Source organism: Pseudomonas sp. WS 5412, assembly GCF_012985615.1.
Lineage (GTDB): Bacteria > Pseudomonadota > Gammaproteobacteria > Pseudomonadales > Pseudomonadaceae > Aquipseudomonas > Aquipseudomonas shahriarae.
Genome location: NZ_JAARMB010000012.1, coordinates 113,904 through 135,285, shown reverse-complemented (window position 1 = coordinate 135,285; position 21,382 = coordinate 113,904). Strand labels below are relative to the sequence as shown.

The following is a 21,382-nucleotide window of genomic DNA, read 5'->3' as shown; positions in this document are numbered from 1 at the left end:
CCGATGACTGCAATCGCCTGCGCTAATTTTTCCCGCCTGGATTCGTTTTATAGGGACGACGTGCCTTTGTGCTTCCTGCCTATTGCTCCGGATCCCAAGAAATGAACGCTGAAGACTCCTTGAAACTTGCTCGCCAGTTTATCGGGTTGCCCCTGGAAAAACGCCAGTTGTTCCTCCAGGCGCTGCAAAAGGAAGGGATCGACTTCTCGCGTTTTCCGATTCCGGCCCAGGTCGATGCCGAGGATCGCCAGGCGTTGTCCTACGCCCAGCAGCGTATGTGGTTTCTCTGGCAACTGGATCCTGCCAGCGCAGCCTATAACCTGCCGGGAGCGGTGCGTCTAAAGGGCACCTTGAGCCTGCCGGCCATCGAGCAGGCGTTTGCCAGCCTGATCGCGCGGCATGAAACCCTGCGCACAGTGTTCCAGCGCCAGGCCGATGAGCGCCTGGTGCAAGTGCCCTGCCAGCCTGCGTTAGCGATTGAACCACTGGATCTTGGCAACTTGCCGCCGGTTGAGCGTGAACAGGCGGTGATGGCTGCCGCCACCGCGCAATCGCTGCAGCCCTTCGACCTGGCCAATGGCCCCTTGTTGCGCGTGCAATTGCTCAAACTCGCCGAGCAAGAGCATGTGTTGCTGCTGACCCTGCATCACATCGTCTCGGACGGCTGGTCGATGAACGTGCTGATCGACGAGTTCATCCGATGCTATGACGCCTTTGAACGCAACCAGTCGCCGCAACTGCCAGACCTGCCGATCCAGTACAGCGACTACGCCTTGTGGCAGCGCCGCTGGCTGGAGGCGGGGGAGCAGGCGCGGCAGCTGGATTACTGGCGCGAACAGTTGGGCGATGAACACCCGGTGCTGGAGTTGCCAACGGACTTTGCACGCCCAGCCGTGGCCAGCCATCAGGGCCAGCGCTATGAGTTCGCCTTGCCGGCAGCCTTGGCCGACGGTGCGCGGTTGTTGGCTCGCCAGCAGAACGTATCGTTGTTCACCGTGCTGCTGGCAGCGTTCAAGATCCTGCTGTTTCGCTACACCGGCCAGACTGACCTGCGGGTAGGCGTGCCGATTGCCAACCGGCATCGCGGTGAAACCGAGGGCCTGATCGGGCTGTTCGTCAACACTCAAGTCATGGCTGCCCACGTTGATGGGCAGGCGCGGGTCAGCGACCTGTTGCAGGTGCTCAAGGATGTGGTCAATGGCGCCCAGGCCCACCAGGACCTGCCGTTCGAGCGCCTGGTCGAGGCGCTCAAGCCGGAGCGCAGCCTGAGCCACACGCCACTGTTCCAGGTGCTCTACAACCACCAGCCACAAGTGGCAGACCTAGAAGCGCTGGTGCTGGAATCCGGACTCTCCCTGAGCCTGGTCGAGTGGCAGAGCCGCACCACTCAGTTCGACCTCAGCCTCGACACCTGGGAAAAGGGCGGCACCCTGCGCGCTGCATTGACCTTCGCCACCGACCTGTTCACGCCCGCCACCATCGAGCGTATGGCCCGCCACTGGAGCCACCTGCTCGGCGGCATGATCGACAACGTACAGCAGCGCGTGGCTGAGTTGCCGATGCTCGACGCCAGCGACTATCAGCAGCAAATTCATGGCTGGAACGCCACCGCCTCTGAGTACCCGCAAGCGCGCAGCATCCATCGACTGATCGCCGAGCAGGTGGAGCGCCAGCCCGACGCTCTGGCCCTGACCTTTGGCAGCAAGACTCTGAGTTATCGCCAATTGGACGGCCAGGCCAATCAACTGGCGCACAAGCTGATCGAGCTGGGCGTTGGCCCCGAAGTGCGCGTTGGCGTGGCCATGCAGCGCACCGACGCCTTGATCGTTGCCTTGCTTGGCGTGCTCAAGGCCGGCGGCGCCTATGTGCCGCTGGACCCGGATTACCCGGCTGACCGCGTCGCCTACATGCTGCAAGACAGTCGCGCTCAGGTGCTGCTGACCGAGGCCGAGCTGCTCGCCGACTTGCCTCAGACCCAGGCCCAGGTGTTGCAGATGGATCAACTGGCTGGCTACCCGTTGAGCGCACCGGTCACCCAGGTTGCGCCCAACAACCTGGCCTACGTGATCTACACCTCCGGCTCCACCGGCAAGCCCAAGGGCGTAGCCATTGCCCATGGCAACGTACTGGCACTGATCCACTGGTCGCAGCAGGTCTACAGTCGCGAAGATATCCAGGGTGTGCTGGCTTCCACTTCGGTGTGTTTCGACCTCTCGGTGTGGGAGATTTTCGTCACCCTGGCCAACGGCGGCTCGCTGATTCTTGCCCGCAATGCCCTGGAACTGCCCGAGCTGCCGGCCCGTGACCAGGTGCGTCTGATCAACACCGTACCCTCGGCCATCAATGCCTTGCAGCGTGCCGGGCAGATCCCTGAGAGTGTGCGCATCATCAACCTGGCCGGCGAGCCGCTCAAGCAATCCCTGGTGGACCGCCTCTATCAGCAACCGTCGATCAAACAGGTCTTTGATCTGTACGGCCCGTCCGAAGACACCACCTATTCCACCTGGACCCCTCGCGAAGCCTTGGGCCAGCCGTCCATTGGCCGGCCGTTGAGTAACACCCAGGGTTATATCCTCGATGCCGACCTGCAACCGGTGCCTACCGGGGTCGCTGCCGAGCTGCACCTGGCCGGCGCCGGGCTCACCCGGGGCTATCTGGGCCGGGCCGCGATGACTGCCGAAAAATACGTACCCAACCCGTTCTCCAGTACTGGCGAACGGCTGTACCGCACTGGCGACCTGACCCGCTATCGCGCCGATGGTGTGATCGAGTACGTCGGGCGGATCGACCATCAAGTGAAGATCCGTGGCCTGCGGATTGAGCTGGGGGAGATCGAAGCGCGCCTGCTCAGTCACCCGCAAATCAAGGAAGCACTGGTGATCGCCCAGGATGGACGCTTGCTGGTGGCCTACGTGGTGCCGACAGCAATGCCCCAGGATCACGAGGTATTCACGCAAACGTTGCATGCGTACCTGGCCGAAACTTTGCCTGAATACATGCTGCCAACGGTGACCATGGCCTTGGCACAGTTTCCCTCGACCCCCAATGGCAAGTTGGACCGCAAGGCGCTGCCGCGGGCCGGTGAGGCCAAGGTGCAGGCGTTCAGTGCGCCGCAGGATCCACGGCAACTGCTGCTTGCCGGGATCTGGCAAGACATTCTTGGGCAGTCGCAGATTGGCCTGGATGACAACTTTTTCGAACTGGGCGGCGACTCCATCGTGTCGATCCAGGTGGTCAGCCGTGCCCGCCAGGCCGGTTTGCAACTGGCGCCCAGCGACCTGTTCCGTCACCAGACCCTACGCAGCCTGGCCGCTGCCGCGCGTGAAGTGTCGGCGCTGGCCATCGAGCAAGGCCCGGTCCAGGGGCCGGTGCTGTTGACCCCGGTGCAGCAATGGTTCTTTGCCGAGGATATTCCCACACGCCAGCACTGGAACCAGTCGCTGCTGCTGACTCCGCGTCAGCCGGTAGACGTCACAGCACTGGCTGGCGCGTTGCAGGCGCTGGTGGCGCAACACGATGCCTTGCGCCTGCGCTTTGTCGAGCGCGGGGAGGGCTGGGAACAGACTCATGCCCCGTCGGCAACTGTGGGGTTGTGGCAGCGCCAGGCCGCCAGCGTCGAGGAATTGCGTGAGCACTGTGATCTCGCCCAGGCCAGCCTCGACCTGGAGCACGGCCCGTTGATGCGGGCCTTGCTCGTGGACATGGCCGACGGCAGCCAGCGCCTGTTGCTGGTGCTGCATCACCTCGTGGTGGATGGGGTGTCCTGGCGTGTGTTGCTGGAAGACTTGCAGCGCGGCTATGGCCAAGGCGTGGCCGGCCAACCGCTGACCACGGCGCACAAGACCAGCGCCTACCAGCAGTGGGCAGTAAGCTTGGACGACTACAGCCGCAGCCCGGCGCTGCTGGCTGAGTTGGCGTACTGGCGCGAACAATTGCAGGGCGTGGCAAACGACTTGCCCCGGGATAACCCGCAGGGCCGGCAAACCCAGGCAGTGGCTGAACATATCCGCTGGCGCCTGGACCGCGAGCAAACCCGTCAACTGCTGCAACAGGCGCCAGCGGCGTACCGTACTCAGGTCAACGACCTGTTGCTGGCGGCCCTGGCGCGCACGATTTGTCAATGGACCGGACACCCTTCGGCGCTGATCCAGCTGGAAGGCCACGGTCGTGAAGAGCTTTTCGATGACATCGACCTGACTCGCACCGTGGGCTGGTTCACCAGCCTCTACCCGTTGCGCCTGACGCCAAGCGTCGAGCTGGGTGCCACCCTCAAGGCGATCAAGGAACAGTTGCGCCAGGTGCCCAACAAGGGCATAGGCTATGGTGTGTTGCGCTACGGCGCGGCGGCCAATGAACTGGCGGTCTTGGCCCAGCCAAGGATTACCTTTAATTACCTGGGGCAGTTCGACCAGCAATTTGGTGAGGATGCGTTGTTCGTACCGGCCAGCGAAGGCGGCGGCCAGGCCCAGAGCCTGGGCGCACCCTTGGCTAACTGGCTGAGTGTGGAAGGGCGGGTCTACGCCGGTGAACTGGAACTGGACTGGAGCTTCAGTGGCGAAGTCTTTCGTCGGGACACCATCCAGGCCCTGGTGGACAGCTGCGCGCGCACCTTGCACGAACTGATTGAACACTGCCTCGATCCACAACAGGGCGGCGCGACGCCTTCGGACTTCCCGCTGGTCAGCCTCGACCAGGCACAACTGGAAGGCCTGGGCCTGCCATTGGCGCAGATCGAGGACCTCTATCCGCTGTCGCCGATGCAGCAGGGCATGCTGTTCCACAGCGCCTACGATGCCGAGCCCGGCGCCTACATCAATCAACTGCGCCTGACCATTGAAGGCCTGGACGTGGCGCGGTTTGCCCAGTGCTGGGAGGCGGTGCTGGAGCGCCATGAAGTGCTTCGCGCACGATGTGTCTGGGAAGGCCAGGCGCAGGCGATGCAAGCGATCCAGCGCTCGGTGCAATTGCCGCTGACAGTGCTGGAGAGCGCTCCTGACGACCTCGATCGTTTGGCCCTTGAACAGCGCGAACAAGGCTTCGACCTGCACCAGGCGCCGTTGTTGCGCCTGGTGCTAGTACCGCTGGCGGCCCGGCGTTATGAGCTGATCTACACCAGCCACCACATCCTGATGGATGGCTGGAGCAATGCCCAACTGCTGGGGGAGGTCTTGCAGCGGTACGCCGGACAAGTGCCGCCACCGGCCACCGGGCGTTATGCCGACTATGTGGGCTGGCTGCTGGCGCAGGACGCCGGCGCCAGCGAGCAATTCTGGCGCGTGCAACTGCAAGCGCTGCCCGCGCCGACCTTGCTTGGCAACGCCTTGCCGGCGTCGCGCGAGGGCAGTGGCCATGCCAGTCACCACGTACTGCTGGACGCAACCACCACCGCGCGCCTGGGTGAGTTTGCCCGGCACAACAAGGTCACCTTCAATACCCTGTTGCAAGCGGCATGGGCGGTTTTGCTGCAACGTTATTGCGGCCAGTCGAGCGTGGCCTTTGGCGCCACAGTGGCCGGGCGTCCGGCTCATTTAGCCGGGATCGAGCAGCAGGTCGGGTTGTTTATCAATACCTTGCCGATCATTTGCAGCCCGGATGCTACCCATAGCGTCGCCAACTGGCTGCAGCACGTGCAGGCGCACAGTGTGCTCCTGCGTGAGCATGAGCACACACCGCTGTACGACATTCAACGCTGGGCCGGGCAGCCTGGTAGTGCGCTGTTCGACACCTTACTGGTGTTTGAAAACTATCCGGTGTCCCAGGCGCTGCAAGCCGGTGCGCCGGCCGGCTTGAGCTTCAGCGGGCTGCACAACCATGAACAGACCAGCTATCCGCTGACCCTGGGCATCGAGTTGGGTGAAACCCTGAGCCTGGGCTTCAGCTACGCCCGGGCCGATTTCAGCCCGCAGCAGATACGCGTTATCGGCACAAGCCTGCTGCAACTGCTTGCGCAGTTTGTTGAGGATAACCAGCAAGCACTGGGCAACCTGAGCCTGCGCGAGCCAACCCTGGAGCAAACCGCAGTACAGCCGGCACTCGACCCGCTGCTGGCGCACCAGCGTATCGAACGCCGCGCGGCAGCGACCCCGGATGCCCTGGCCTTGATCAGCGGTGACGAGCGCTGGACCTATGCCGAGCTCAACGAGCGCGCCAACTGCCTGGCCCATCGCTTGCGTGAGCAGGGCGTAATGCCCGGCCAGCGCGTCGGGCTGGCGGTGCGTCGCGGTGGGGCGATGATTGCCAGCCTGTTGGCGATCCTCAAGGCAGGCGCCGCCTACGTGCCACTGGACCCCGATTACCCAGCCCAGCGCCTGGCCTACATGATTGATGACAGCGCAATGGACCTGCTGCTGCGCCAACCCGGCGTACTCGACGACGTCCTGGCCGATGCACGCGTGCCGTGCCTGCTGCTCGACGGTTCGGAGCGCGACTACCCACGCACCAACCTGGCCAACCTGGCGCAGGCCGAGCATCTGGCCTATGTGATCTACACCTCCGGTTCCACCGGGCAGCCCAAGGGCGTGTCCATCGCCCATGGCGCGCTGCGCGAATTCTGCACGATAGCCGCCGAGTACTCACAGCTCACGCCCCAGGATCGGGTACTGCAATTTGCAACATTCAGCTTCGACGGTTTTGTCGAACAGTGCTTCCCGCCGCTGTGCGAAGGCGCCTGCCTGGTGCTGCGCGGCGATGAAACCTGGGACACGGCGACCTTGTACGAGCAGATCATCGAACACGGCGTGACCTTGGCCGATTTGCCGGCAGCCTATTGGTTCCTGCTGGCCCAGGACTGGGCGGCGGACCTGCAGCGCAGTCGCGGGCGACTGCGCCAGGTGCACGTGGGGGGTGAGGCGATGTCGGTGGAGGGGCTCAAGCTCTGGCACGCCGCAGGCCTTGGCGGCGTGCGCTTGCTCAATACCTACGGCCCGACCGAAGCCACGGTAGTGTCCAGCACCCACTTGTGCCAGCTCGAGGATGTCGATGAAGCCAATGGCGTACCGATTGGTCGTGCCTTACCGGGGCGAGCGCTGTATGTGCTCGACCGCGACGCCAACCCGGTGCCCGATGACGTGGTGGGTGAGTTGTGTCTCGCTGCCTGTGAAGGTTTGGCCCAGGGTTATCACCAGCGTCCGGCACTGACCGCCGAGCGTTTTATTCCCGATCCTTTAGCCGCCGTGGCCGGCAGCCGCGTGTATCGCACTGGCGATCTTGCACGCCGCGACGCAGCGGGCGTGGTGCATTACTGCGGGCGGATCGACCATCAGGTGAAGATCCGTGGTTTTCGCATCGAGCTGGGCGAAATCGAATCGCGCCTGTTGCAACAATCCGGTGTGCGTGACGCGGTGGTCCTGGCCCATCAAGGCGCAAGCACCCAGCAACTGGTGGCCTATATCGTGCCGGCGCAGGCCGAGCGCTCGTTGTGCGAGCGCCTCAAGGCCAGTCTCAAGGCGAGCATGCCGGACTACATGGTGCCGACCCATTGGATGGTGCTCGACCACTTGCCACTGACCTCCAACGGCAAACTCGACCGCAAGGCCCTGCCGGCACCGGACGCCAGCCTGTTGCAACAGGACTACGTGGCACCGGTCACGGCACTGCAACAGCAACTGGCCGATATCTGGCAAACAGTGTTGAACCTGCCGCGCGTGGGTTTGAACGACAACTTCTTCGAGCTGGGAGGCGATTCGATCCTGTCGATGCAGGTGGTCAGCCGCGCCCGTCAGGCGGGGCTGCACTTCACTGCCAAAGCGTTGTTCGAGCAGCAAACGATTCAAGGTTTGGCCAGCGTAACGCGCAGCGGTGAAGGCGTGCCGACCATCGACCAAGGGCCGGTGGCCGGCGTCATGCCGTTGCTGGCGGTGCAGCAGGCGTTCTTCGAGGAGGATGTTCCCCAGCGCCATCACTGGAACCAATCCGTGCTGCTTGCGCCCCAGCACCCCCTGGACGGCGCACGACTCGCCCAGGCCTTGCAGGCGCTGGTCGGCCATCACGATGCCTTGCGCCTGAATTTCTACCGCGACGGCGAGCAGTGGGTCGCCAGCCATGGCGAGGCGTCGAACCCTGAGCTGCTGTGGCAGCATCGGGTCAACGATGAAACCCAGCTCCAGGCGGTGGCCGATCAGGCCCAGGCCAGCCTGGACCTGCAACAAGGCCCGCTGCTGCGCGCGGTGTTGTTTGAGCGTGCCGATGGCAGCCAGCGCTTACTGGTGGCGATTCACCACCTGGTAGTCGACGGCGTGTCATGGCGCATCCTCTTGCAAGATCTGCAGGACGCTTACCGTCAGCCCGCCCTGGGATTACCGGCCAAGACCACCGCGTTCAAAACTTGGGCCGAGCAACTGCAAGGTCTTGCCCGCAGTCCCGCGCTGCAAGCCGAGATTTCGTTTTGGCAATCACTGGGCGCAACCGACAACCATCTGCCGGGCGCCAAGCCGGATGCCAGCTTGCGCAGTCGCGACGGCGTCACGCTTGATACACGCCTGAATGCCGAGCTGACCCGGCGCCTGTTGCAGGATGCGCCAGCGGCCTACCGCACCCAGGTCAACGATCTGCTGCTGACCGCGCTGGCGCGAGTCATCACGCGCTGGACGGGACGCAGCGAGGTGCTGATCCAGCTCGAAGGCCATGGCCGTGAAGAGCTGTTCGACAATCAGGACCTGACCCGCACCGTGGGTTGGTTCACCAGCCTGTTCCCGGTGCGTCTGGCGCCTGCCGAGGCGCTGGGAGATTCAATCAAGCAGGTCAAGGAACAACTGCGCGCCATTCCCAACCGGGGCGCAGGCTTTGGCGCCTTGCGTTACCTGGGTGACGCTGCCGTGCAGCAAACCCTGGCGGCACTGCCGGCGCCGCGTATCACCTTCAACTATCTGGGCCAATTCGACAGCACCGTTGAAGGCGAGCAAACGGCGTTGTTTGTGCCCAGTGGCGAGCATGCCGGGGTTGAGCAGCATCCGGACGCACCACTGGGTAACTGGTTGACCCTCAACGGCCAGGTATTTGAAGGCCAATTGTGCCTGGGCTGGACGTTCAGCCAGCAGATGTTCGACGCAGCGACCATCCAGCCACTGGCCGACGCCCTGGCTGTAGAGCTCAAGGCTGTGATCGAGCACTGCACCACAACCGGTCATCACGGCGTGACACCATCGGACTTCCCGCTGGCGGCGTTGACACAGGCCCACGTGGATGTGCTTGCCGGCGCGCCTGAAGCCATCGAAGACATCTACCCGCTCTCGGCCATGCAGCAAGGCATGTTGTTCCACAGCTTGCTGGAGCAAAGCGGCGGCGATTACGTCAATCAGATGCAAGTATCGGTGGACGGCCTGGACCCAGAACGCTTTCGCGCAGCGTGGCAGGCGGTGGTCGATGGGCACGCCATTCTGCGCACGGCCTTTGCCTGGCAGGGCGGTTTGCCGCAGCCGATGCAGGTGGTGCACAAGCAGCTTGATGTGCCCTTTACCGTGCTCGACTGGCGCGCGCGCGACGATCAATCAGTTGCGCTGCAAGCGCTGGCTGCTGCCGAACTGGCCCAGGGTTTTGACTTGAACCGGCCTGGGCTATTACGCCTGGTACTGGTGCGCCTGGATGACCGTCGTTGCGAACTGCTTTACACCAACCATCACATCCTGATGGACGGCTGGAGCAACTCCCAACTCCTGGGTGAGGTGCTGCAGCGTTATGACGGCCAGGCGCCGGGGCCGTCCGTTGGGCGCTATCGCGATTACATCGCCTGGCTGCAACGCCAGGATCAACAGGCCAGTGAACAATTCTGGAGCGCCAACCTGACGGCACTGGAGGAGCCGACCCTGCTGGCACAGACGGTCAGTGGCCAGGGGCAGGCCGCCGCCGGTCACGGCGACCATCACTTGATGTTGGATGGGGAGCAAACCCGCCGCCTGAGCGAGTTTGCCCGCCAGCAAAAAGTCACCTCCAACACCTTGGTGCAGGCCGCGTGGCTGTTGCTGTTGCAGCGCTACACTGGGCAGGACTGCGTGGCGTTTGGTGCCACGGTCGCCGGTCGCCCGGCTGACTTGCCGGGTATCGAGCAGCAGGTTGGGCTGTTCATCAATACCTTGCCGGTGGTTGCCAGCCCGCGCGCCGAGCAAACCGTCAGCCAATGGTTACAGGTCGTGCAGGGACAAAACCTGGCCCTGCGCGAGCATGAGCACACGCCGTTGTTCGATATCCAGCGTTGGGCCGGGCAGAGCGGTGACGCACTGTTCGACAGCCTGCTGGTATTTGAAAACTACCCGGTGGCCGAAACCCTCAAGCGCGGCGCGCCGCAAGGTTTGGTGTTCGGCGAAGTGCAGAGTCATGAACAGACCCATTATCCGTTGAGCCTGTCGGTCAGTCTGGGGCAGACCCTGAGTGTGCATTACCGCTATAGCCATGGGCACTTTAGCGCCGACACCATCAGCGAGCTCAGCGGGCATTTCAGCCACGTGCTGCTGGGTATGCTCGATCAGCCCGAGCTGGCGCTGGGTGATTTGTCGATGCAAGGCGCTGCGCGGCAACAACAGATGGTCGCGCAATGGAACCCGGCGGCGGTCGATTACCCGCGCGGGCAATGCATCCACCAACTGTTCGAGGCCCAGGCTGAGCGCGCTCCCGATGCCGTCGCCCTGGTGTTCGGCCAGCAGTCGCTGACCTATCGCGAGCTCAACGAACAGGCCAACCAACTGGCGCATCGGTTGCTGGCCGAAGGTGTCGGGCCGGATCGTCTGGTGGGGATCGCGGTGGAGCGCGGCTTGCCGATGATCATCAGCCTGCTGGCGATCCTCAAGGCCGGTGGCGCCTATGTGCCGCTGGACCCGGCATACCCGGCTGATCGCCTGGCGTACATGATGCAAGACAGCGGCCTGAGGTTGCTGATTACCCAGGCGCCGCTGCTGGGGGCGCTGCCAATTCCAGGCGGTGTCCAGGCGCTGGTGCTGGACGGTGAGGCGGGCTGGTTCGCGGGCTATCCGAGCCACAACCCGCAGCCATCGGCCGGGCCGGGCAACCTCGCCTATGCAATCTACACCTCCGGTTCAACCGGCAAGCCCAAAGGGGTAATGGTGCCCCATGGCGCCCTGGGCAACTTCATTGCGAGCATGGCCCGCCAGCCGGGGCTTGCGGTGGGAGAGCGGATCCTGTCTCTGACCACCTTCTCGTTCGATATCTTCGGCCTGGAGATCTACCTGCCGCTGACCGTTGGCGCCTGTGCGGTGTTGGTGGACAAAGACACCACCCTCGATCCGGACGCGATCCTCACCACCGTGGCTATCCAGCGTGTCAACACCCTGCAAGCCACGCCCTCGACCTGGCGCATGTTGCTCGACAGCCCGCAGGTGGCGGCGTTGCAGGGCTGCACCTTGCTCTGCGGTGGCGAAGCCCTGGCCGATGAACTGGCGGCACGCATGCTCGCCCTCGGTGGAGCGGTATGGAACCTCTATGGGCCAACCGAAACCACCATTTGGTCAGCCGCCCATCGTCTCGACGGCCAGCCATGGCTGGGGCGGCCGATCGACAACACCGGCCTGTACATCGTCAGCCAGGACGGTGCCTTGGCCCCGGTCGGCGTGCCCGGCGAGCTGTTGATCGGCGGTGATGGCCTGGCGCGCGGCTACTTCCAGCGCCCAGGCCTGACTGCCGAACGTTTCCTGCCCGACCCGTTCGGTGCGCCCGGCCAGCGCTTGTACCGCACCGGCGACCTGGCGCGCTATCGCGCTGAAGGGGTGATCGAATACCTCGGGCGCTTGGACCACCAGGTGAAAATTCGCGGCTTCCGGATCGAACTGGGGGAAATCGAAGCGCGCATCCAGGCCCAGGATGCTGTGCGCGAAGCGGCCGTGGTGGCCCTCGATGGACCCAGCGGCCCGCAACTGGTGGGTTACGTAGTGCTCGCCGAATCGACGGACAGCACCGAGCAACATACGGCGTTGCGCGAGTCGATCAAGGCCGGGCTCAAGCAGCATCTGGCCGACTACATGATCCCTGCGCACCTGGTATTCGTCGCGCAGATGCCCTTGACCCCCAACGGCAAACTGGACCGCAAGGCCTTGCCGGCACCGGATGTCAGCCAGACGCAAAAAGCCTATGTGGCGCCGGTTTCGGAACTTGAGCAGCAACTGGCCGGGATCTGGCAAGAGGTGCTCAAGGTCGAGCGCGTGGGGCTTGGCGACAACTTCTTCGACCTGGGCGGGCACTCCCTGCAAGTGGTGGTGATGCTGTCCCGTGTGCGGGCAGTGCTTGGGGTAGACGTGGCCGTGAAGGACTTTTACGCGCAGGACAGCCTCGGGGCCTTGGCCCAATCGCTGGTCGATGCGACCCGGGACGATGGCCTGGATGATGACTTTGACCTGATCTTCGATGCCCTTGATGAGCTGGAGCAGGAAAACCTGGAGGAAACCAATGCTTAAGCAAGGCGGGGCCAAAACCGCAGAACTGGTGGCGCGTATCAAGGACTTGAGCGCACCCAAGCGTGCGCAACTGTTCCGCAAGCTGGAGCAGCAGGGCGTCAACGTCGCGCGTTTCCCGATTGTGCCGGCTAGCGAAACCGGGCCCCAGCAACTGTCGTATGCCCAGCAGCGGCAATGGTTTCTCTGGCAGTTCGACCCAACGGGCAGTGCCTACAACATCTGTACGGCGCTGCATTTGAAGGGGGAGCTGGATGTCGAGGCGCTGCAACGCAGCCTGTCGCAGGTGCTGGCGCGCCATGAAGGGCTGCGCGCCGGATTTGTGCAGCAAGGCGAGCAGGTGCGATGCATCATGCGGCCCATCGAAGCCGTGGAGCTGGCGGTGCAGGCTGCCCCGGCAGGCGATCCCGAGTCCGTAATCAAGGCGTTTGTCCAGGTGCAGAGCAGCCAGCCGTTCGATCTGGAACACGATCTGCTGCTGCGCGCCGCAGTGTTGCGTCTGGCGGACGATGAGCACGTGTTGGTACTGACGTTGCACCACATCATCACCGATGGCTGGTCGATGCAGATCATGATCGATGAGCTGCTGGCGCTGTACATTGCCCAGGTCACGGGCACGCCTTGCGCGTTGCCGGCACCGATCATTCAATACGCTGACTATGCCGCCTGGCAACGGCAATGGCTGGAGGCCGGGGAAGGGCGCCGGCAACTGGATTACTGGCGCGGTAAATTGGGCAGCGAGCACGTCTTGCTTGAACTACCGGTGGATCGCCCACGCCTGGGGCCACCGGACCAGCGTGGGGCGACGCTGCCGCTGGCGTTGGATCGTGCCTTGAGCGACGGCCTCAAGGGCCTGGCGCAGCAGCAAGGGGTGAGCCCGTTCATGTTGTTGCTGGCGTCGTTCCAGGTGCTGTTGCACCGCTACAGCGGCCAGTCTGACATTCGCGTCGGCGTACCCACCGCCAACCGCAACCGGGCCGAGACCGAGCGGGTCATCGGCTTTTTCGTCAATACCCAGGTGATGCAGGCCACGCTCGACAGCCAGCAGCCCTTTGCGGACTTTGTGCAGACGGTCAAGGCGGCGGCCCACGAGGCCCAGACCTGGCAAGACCTGCCGTTCGAGCAGTTGGTGGAGGCGCTGCAGCCCGAGCGCAACAGCCTGCACACGCCGCTGTTCCAGGTGATGTTCAACCATCAGATGGAAACTGGCCGGTTTGCCGATGGCCAACCCCTGGGCGGATTGCTGTGCACGCCAGTCGACTCGGAGAACCTCAGTGCGCCGTTTGACCTGACCCTCAATACCTTCGACGGCCCTGATGGCCTGTCGGCGGTCCTCACCTATGCCACCGATATCTTTGACGCCTCGACCGTCGAACGCATGGCGCGGCATTGGCAGAGATTGTTGCAGGGCATGGTCGATGATCCACGGCAGCGCATCGGTCAACTGCCGATGCTCAACGCCACTGAACAGCGCCTGGCGTTGCAAACCTGGAACGCCAGCACTGCCGACTACCCTCGCGACAGCGCCATCCACCACCTGATCGAAGCCCAGGCCGCCCGCACCCCGGATGCCGTAGCATTGGTCTTCGACACACAGTCATTGACCTTTGCCCGACTCAACCAGCAGGCCAACCGCCTGGCCCATCGCCTGATCGCGGCCGGTGTCGGCCCGGATGTACTGGTGGGGATTGCGGTGCAACGCAGCGTTGACCTGGTGGTCGGGCTGCTGGCGATTCTCAAGGCCGGTGGCGCCTATGTGCCGCTGGACCCGGCGTACCCCGAGGAACGCCTGGCCTACATGATGCAAGACAGCGGCCTGGCCCTGCTGCTGACCCAGGCACCGTTGCTGGCGCGCTTGCCGATCCCGGCCGGGGTCAGTGCCCTGGCCCTGGACCAACCGGATGCGTGGCTCGATGGCTACAGCTGCGAAAACCCGCTGCCGCGCACCACGGCCGAACACCTGGCCTACGTGATCTACACCTCCGGCTCCACCGGCAAGCCCAAAGGCGTGATGGTGCGCCATGGCGCCCTGACCAACTTTGTGTGCAGCATGGCCCGCCAGCCGGGCCTGGATGCCAATGACCGGCTGCTGTCGCTGACCACCTTTTCGTTCGATATTTTCGGCCTGGAAATCTATGGGCCACTGTTGGCTGGCGCAACCCTGGTGCTGACCGGGCAGGACATCAACCTCGACCCGCAAGCCTTGCTTGCCCTGGTCAAACAGCAGCGCATCAGCGTGTTGCAGGCCACGCCCTCGACCTGGCGCATGCTGCTCGATCACCCGCAGGCCGATGAGCTCAAGGGCTGCAAACTGCTGTGCGGCGGTGAGGCGCTGCCCCTGGAACTGGCGACCCGCCTTTTGGCGCTTTCGCCCCAGGTGTGGAACCTCTACGGGCCGACCGAGACCACCATCTGGTCGGCGCAGTACCCGCTCACGCCAACTCAGCCGCAGCCGTGGCTGGGCGGGCCGATTGCCAATACCAGCCTGTATATCCTCGACGATAACCTGGCGCCGGTGCCGGTCGGGGTGGCGGGTGAATTGTTGATTGGCGGCGATGGCCTGGCGCGGGGTTATTTCCAGCGCCCGGCACTCACCGCCGAACGCTTCCTGCCTGACCCATTTGGTGCGCCCGGCGCGCGCCTGTATCGCACCGGCGACCTGGCGCGCTACCGCGCGGACGGGGTGATCGAGTACATCGGCCGCGTGGATCACCAGGTAAAAATCCGTGGGTTGCGGATCGAACTAGGGGAAATCGAAGCGCGCTTGCTGGAACAGCCGCAGGTGCGTGAAGCCGCCGTGGTCGCTCGCGATGTCGCCGGTCATCCGCAGTTGGTGGCGTATGTGGTCGCAGCGCAAGAGGTGAGCGATGAGCAAGTTCTACGTGATGCGTTTAAGCGTCAGCTCAAGGGCGACCTGCCGGAGTACATGGTGCCCAGCCATTGGGTCTTCCTCGACAGCCTGCCGCTGACTCCCAACGGCAAGCTCGATCGCAAGGCGTTGCCCGCGCCGGATGCCAGTGCCTTGCAGCAGCACTATATCGCGCCGCGCAATGTCTTGGAGCAGCAGATTGCCGAGGTCTGGCAACAGGTGCTGGGTCTGGCGCAGGTGGGGGTGAGCGACAACTTCTTCGAACTGGGCGGGCACTCGCTGCTGGCCACCCAGGTGATTGCGCGGCTCAAGCAAACCCTGGCCAGCAACCCTGGCTTGCGGGACCTGTTCAATGCTCCGGTGTTGGAAGACTTTGCCGCCGTGTTGGCGGGCCGCTCGGCCGCGCAACCGGCGCAGATCGCCTTGCGCGCCCATGGGCCGCGCAGCACTGCGCCCTTGTCCCTGGCCCAGCGCCGCTTGTGGGTGGCCGAACAGTTCTCGGCCGGCAACGGCGCGTACGGCATGCCGCTGGCGTTGCGCTTGCGTGGCGAAGTCTCGGTGCCGTTGCTGATCGAAAGCCTCAAGTGCGTGGTGCAGCGTCATGAAGTGCTGCGCACCGCCTATGTCGCAGACGATGACGGCGATCCATTGGCGGTGATTTCGCCAGAGGTGGCACTGGACTTCGCCCTGGTCGACCTGTCGCACCTGGACCGTATCGAACAGGAAGCCCAGGTCGCCCAGGCCACGCTGGACAACACCCGACACCCGATCAACCTGGCACAAGCGCCGCTGTTGCGTGGGCAGATCCTGCGCCTGGGTGCCCATGAGCATGTGCTGCTGTATTCGATGCACCACATCATTTCCGATGGTTGGTCGATGGCGGTGCTGGTGGGTGAACTGGTGCAACACTACGCCGCGCTCAAGCACGGCCGTGGCATCGACTTGCCGCCGCTGCCGGTGCAGTACAGCGACTATGCCCAATGGCAACTGGCGCTGGAGCAGGCCGGGGTCTTGCAGCAACAGGCCCGCTACTGGAAGGACGCCCTGGCCGGTCATCCCGGCCAACTCCTGTTACCCACTGATTTTCCACGGCCGCCAGTACCGTCTTTTGAAGGCTCCAGCGAGTCGTTCAGCGTGCCGCCGGTATTGGGCGAGGCACTCAAAGGCTTGTCCGGCCGCCACGGCGTCACGCCTTACACCACCTTGCTGGCGGCATTCCAGGTGTTACTGCATCGCCTGGGCACCAGCGACGACTTGCTGGTGGGCGCTGATGTCGCGGGGCGCCAGCATGCCGAGCTGGAAGGCTTGATTGGTTTCTTCGTGAATATCCTGCCCCTGCGTTCGCGCTTCGACGCAAAGGCCCGGTTCAGTGATTTCCTCGCTGCTGCGCGGGAAACCTCCCTCACGGCATTCGAGCATCAGGACCTGCCCCTGGACATGATCGCCGAAGCCAGCAACGTGCCCCGGCACAGGGGCTTCAACCCCTTGGTGCAAGTGCTGTTTGTGATGAACAACCTGCCGGTGCACAGCGCTGGCCTGGCGGACATTGCCGTGGAGGTGGTGCCCAGCCTGGGCGGCTATTCCAAGTTCGACATGGCGTTGTTCATCGACGAAGAAGCCGGGCAGTGGCAAGGCACCTGGCAGTACGCCAATGACTTATTCAAACAAGAGCGCATTACCGAGCTTGTGAGCGCCTGGATGGGAATTCTTCAACAGATTGTCATGGATCCAGACATCCGATTAGGGGACATCATCATGCCGTCGAATACCGCTGTTGCTCCTGCCGCACCTGTTAGCCCGAAGGCCGACAAACTGGGCAAGTTCCTCAAGAAACCGTCGAGCCCGGTGGCCAGGGCCCCGCTGCCGGCGATGCGTGAATCGCTGTTGAACGCCGACCAGGTGTTCCCGTTGCTGATGGAGCCCAATGATCCGGGGCTCGACCTGGTGACGTGGGTCCAGGCCAATCGCGCCTTGGTCGAGGAGAAGTTGGCGCGGCATGCGGGGATCCTGTTCCGAGGCTTTGCCATGCGTGATATCCACGACTTCGAGGCCTTTGCCGAAGCGGTCCAGCCGGGCCTGTACGGCCAGTACGGCGACTTGCCGAAGAAAGAGGGCGGCAAGAACACCTACCGCTCTACGCCGTACCCGGAAAAGAAAATGATCCTGTTCCACAACGAGAGCTCGCATCAGGATCGCTGGCCGCGCAAGCAACTGTTCTTCTGCGAGCAACCGTCGCCCGTGGGCGGTGCCACGCCGGTGGTCGATTGCCGGCAGATGTACCTGCGTTTGCCGCAAGCGTTGCGCGATACATTCGAAAGCAAGGGCCTGCTGTATGTGCGCACCTTCGCCGATAAGCTCGACGTGTCCTGGCAGCATTTTTTCAAGACCGAAGACCGCGCCCAGGTCGAGCAGCGCTGCGCGCTGGCTGGCATTCAATGGACCTGGCTGGACAACGACGAACTGCAAATCCGCACCCCATGCCCGGCGATCATCACCCACCCGGCCACGGGCGAGAAAACCTTCTTCAACCAGGTGCAACTGCACCACATCTACTGCCTGGACCCTGACGTGCGCGACGACCTGCTGGGCCTGTTCGGTCCCGAGCGGATGCCGCGCCACGTGTACTACGGTGATGGCAGCCCGATTGAAGACGCGGTGATGCAACTCCTGGGCGAACTCTACGAGGCCTGTGCGGTGCGTTTTGACTGGCGCAAGGGCGATGTGATCCTGCTGGACAACATGCTTGCCGCCCACGCCCGCGACCCCTTTGAAGGCCCACGCAAAATCGTCGTGGCCATGGGTGAAATGATCGAGCGGCGCGACCTGGAAACGATAACGCCCTCTACACGTATGCAAACTGAAGGGACTGAGGCATGAGTACGCTTAACGATGCAGGCCTGGCGCTGCTCCCGGAACAACAACAGCGGGTGCTGGACGCACAGGACGGTGCGAGCTGGGGTGATATCGCGCACCTGTTGCATATCCAGATCAAGGGCGCGCTCGACGTTTCACGCCTGCAAGCGGCTTTAAACGGTTTGAGCCAGCGTCACACCGCGCTGCTCGCCCGATTGGCGACGGCGCCCGGTTATCGTGGCCTGCGGCAGTTCTTTGAGGCCGGTGCGGCGAATGTGGCATTGGCGGTGGATGAGTCCAGCGACACCGCGCAGGTCTTGGTGCAGTGGTGCCAACGCCCGGTGAGCCTGGCGTCCGGGGTGTTTTTCGAGGGGCTGTTGCAGCGTATCGACGCGCAACACTGGCAATTGACCCTGGGCTTGGCGGGTTTTGTGGGGGATCAGGCGAGCCTGGGGATTCTTTATCAAGACCTGTGTACGGCGTATGAGCAGGGCAGTTGCGCCGTGGATGAGGAGCTGGGGCAGTTTGCCCAGTACCTGGAGTGGCATGCCGAAGTAGTGCTCGACGAAGATGCCGATACTGCCAAGGCCTATTGGCAAGCCTGCCTGCCGAGCACTGGGGTGCTGGCACCGGAGTTGCCGGTGCGCTACGCGGACACTGCGCCGGGCAAGGCCGGTGGGCAGACACTGACTGCCGCCCTCGACCCACGTGTGCTGGAGCGCCTGAGCCAACTGGCAGCCCAGCACAACACGCCGGTGACCACGCTATTGCAAGCAGCCTGGTGGGTGCTGCTGGCGCGCGTCAGTGGGCGCGAAGGTTTTGTCGCGGGCCTGCGGCATGACGCGCGCCAGGACTATGAGTTCTTCGCACCCACCGTGGGCCTGCTGGAAAGAACCCTGCCGTTGAACCTGAACCTGGCGCCGACAGCATCGTTCACGCGTGTGTTGGCTGAGCTGACCGGTGTGCTGGAGACCCATGGCACCTGGCAAGAATATGCGCCGCTCGACGCCGGCCTGCCGCTGACCCATGGCTTTGGTGTGCGCCAGCAACCGGCAGCGCGCACAGTGGGGGCATGCACCTGGAGCGGCGCCTACAGTGCTGATCTTCAGCCGCTGTTTGAACTGGCGCTGAATGTCGATATGGAGGAGGGCGGCGCTGTCTCCGGCCTGTCGCTGGACTATGCCGCTGCCGTTTATAGCCAGGCCGCGATGCAGACGCTGCTGGCGCAGTATCAAGTGCTATTGGGCAGTCTGCTGGAGCAGCCGGACGCGGCCATCGCAACCCTGAGCCTGTTGGGTGAGGCGGAACGCCAACGCCTGCTGGCGTTCAATCCCGCGCCGCAAGTGCTGGAAGAGCGGGTGCTGTTGCCTGAGCATATTCTCAATTGGGCCGAAATCACCCCGGACGCGTTGGCATTGGTCGCGGGGCAGCAGTCGCTGACCTACGCCGAGTTGGATGCCGGCGTGCGTCAATTATCCAGCCGTCTGCGTCAAAAAGGTGTAGCCCCCGGCAGCATCGTCGCCCTGGCCTTGCCGCGCGGCGTGGCCCAGGTGCTGACCATTCTTGCGGCCTGGCGCACAGGCGCTGCCTATCTGCCGCTGGACCCGAGCTGGCCAGTGGCGCGCCAGGCCCAACTGGTGGAGCAGGCCGGTGCGCAACTACTGGTCACCCAGGGTGTGGCTTTGGATGCAGTCGGTTGCGCAGTACTGGACCTCGATCAAAAGGTGCAGCAACCGCTGGCGCAAGGACCTAGTGCAACCCTGCAAGGCCAGGACGCCGCTTATGTACTGTTTACCTCCGGCACCACCGGGGTGCCCAAGGGCGTGGTGGTCGAGCATCGGCAATTGCTCAATTACGTCGCGGGTGTCAGCAGTGAACTGGAGCTGGCTGCTTGCCGGCACTTCGCCCAAGGCTCCACTGTCGCGGCGGACCTGGGTAACACCAGCCTGTTTGGTGCGCTGTACAACGGCGCCACCTTGCATATCGCTGACGAGGTGACGATGCAGGATCCCGAAGCCTTCGCAGCCTTCATCGACACCCAGGGCATTGATTGCCTGAAAATCGTGCCGTCCCATCTTGCCGCCTTGCTCGAAGCACCGCAGCCGAAGGTGCCGGCCACCCTGATCCTCGGCGGCGAAGCCATCGGTCAGGGGACGGTTGCGCGCATCTTCAACCTGCGCGCCGATTGCCGTCTGTTCAATCACTACGGGCCCACCGAAACCACCGTTGGCGTCGCCGTGCATACAATCAGCCCGGACGACTTGCAAGACCTGGCCATTCCCCTGACTCGGGTATTGCCCAACAACCAGTTGTTCGTCCTCAACGAGGGCCTGCAACTGGTGGCCTGCGGCGAACTGGGTGAGCTGTATATCGGCGGCCAGCAATTGTGCCGTGGCTACCTGAATGACCCGGCGCAGACCGATGCAGCGTTTATCAACAGTCCGTTTAACCCTGGCGAACGGTTGTACCGCAGCGGCGACCTGGCCCGCTACCTGCCACAAGGCGGTATCGCGCTGTATGGCCGGCGTGACCATCAGGTTAAGGTGCGCGGGTTCCGTATCGAACTGGCAGAAATCGAACAACAACTGCTGCGCGTGCCAGGCGTGAGCGAAGCCGTGGTGCTGCTGGCGCACGATGAGCCGGTCGCCTTTGTACTGCCGAGCCAGGACGCGCCTGCGGATTGGCTGCAAAACCTCAAGCAGCAAATGGCTGAGCGCTTGCCGGCGGTGATGGTGCCGCACCAGTACCAGGTGGTGCAGCACATGCCGCGCCTGGGCAACGGCAAAGTCGACCGCCAGGCCTTGCAGAATCTGGAGTTGGTCGAAGAAGACGACACCTTCATCGAGCCCCTGGACGCCCTTGAAACCTTGCTGGCCAGTCGCATGGCCCAGTTGCTGGGGCGCGAGCGCTTGAGCCGCGACCGCGACTTCTTCGCCGCCGGTGGCCATTCGCTGCTGGTGATCAAGCTGGTCGCCGGGATTCGCAAACTGCTGCACTGCGAAGTCCACCCCGGCATCGTGTTCGATCACCCAAGTCCCGGCGCACTGGCCCAGGCCTTGCGCGCCCAGGAAGATAGCCCAGGCCAGTTGGAGAAACTGGCCCAGGCACGTTTGCGGCTGGACGCAATGAGTCCAGAGGAGAAGGCCGCGCTGCTGGAGAAGGCGCGCCAACAGGCGGCGGTGCAGAGCTAAAACGGTTGCGGGCGCTGCCAGTCAGTCAGCGCTCGCAAGTTTTATGCTGTTGCGAACGATTCTCATAAATTGTAGTC

At 63.6% G+C, this 21,382-nt stretch carries 3 protein-coding genes; all 3 read left to right on the top strand.

The genetic code is table 11. From position 1 onward, the window contains the following. Window positions 1–101 precede the first annotated feature (101 nt). From HBR94_RS17130 to HBR94_RS17120, 3 genes are read left to right on the top strand one after another with little or no spacing between them, the layout of a single operon-like run. Entirely contained in the window at window positions 102–12,395 is a 12,294-nt protein-coding gene (locus tag HBR94_RS17130) for a non-ribosomal peptide synthase/polyketide synthase (protein ID WP_170045249.1), read from the top strand. Beyond that, window positions 12,388–18,138, top strand: coding sequence for a non-ribosomal peptide synthetase (locus HBR94_RS17125; protein WP_262383401.1), 5,751 nt, complete (start codon window positions 12,388–12,390; stop codon window positions 18,136–18,138). Before HBR94_RS17130 ends, HBR94_RS17125 begins: the two co-directional genes overlap by 8 nt. After that, the gene (locus HBR94_RS17120) at window positions 18,135–21,305 is read left to right on the top strand and encodes an amino acid adenylation domain-containing protein (RefSeq protein ID WP_170045247.1); all 3,171 of its coding nucleotides are present in this window, start codon (window positions 18,135–18,137) and stop codon (window positions 21,303–21,305) included. The genes HBR94_RS17125 and HBR94_RS17120 overlap by 4 nt, the downstream gene beginning before the upstream one ends. Window positions 21,306–21,382: the final 77 nt, after the last annotated feature.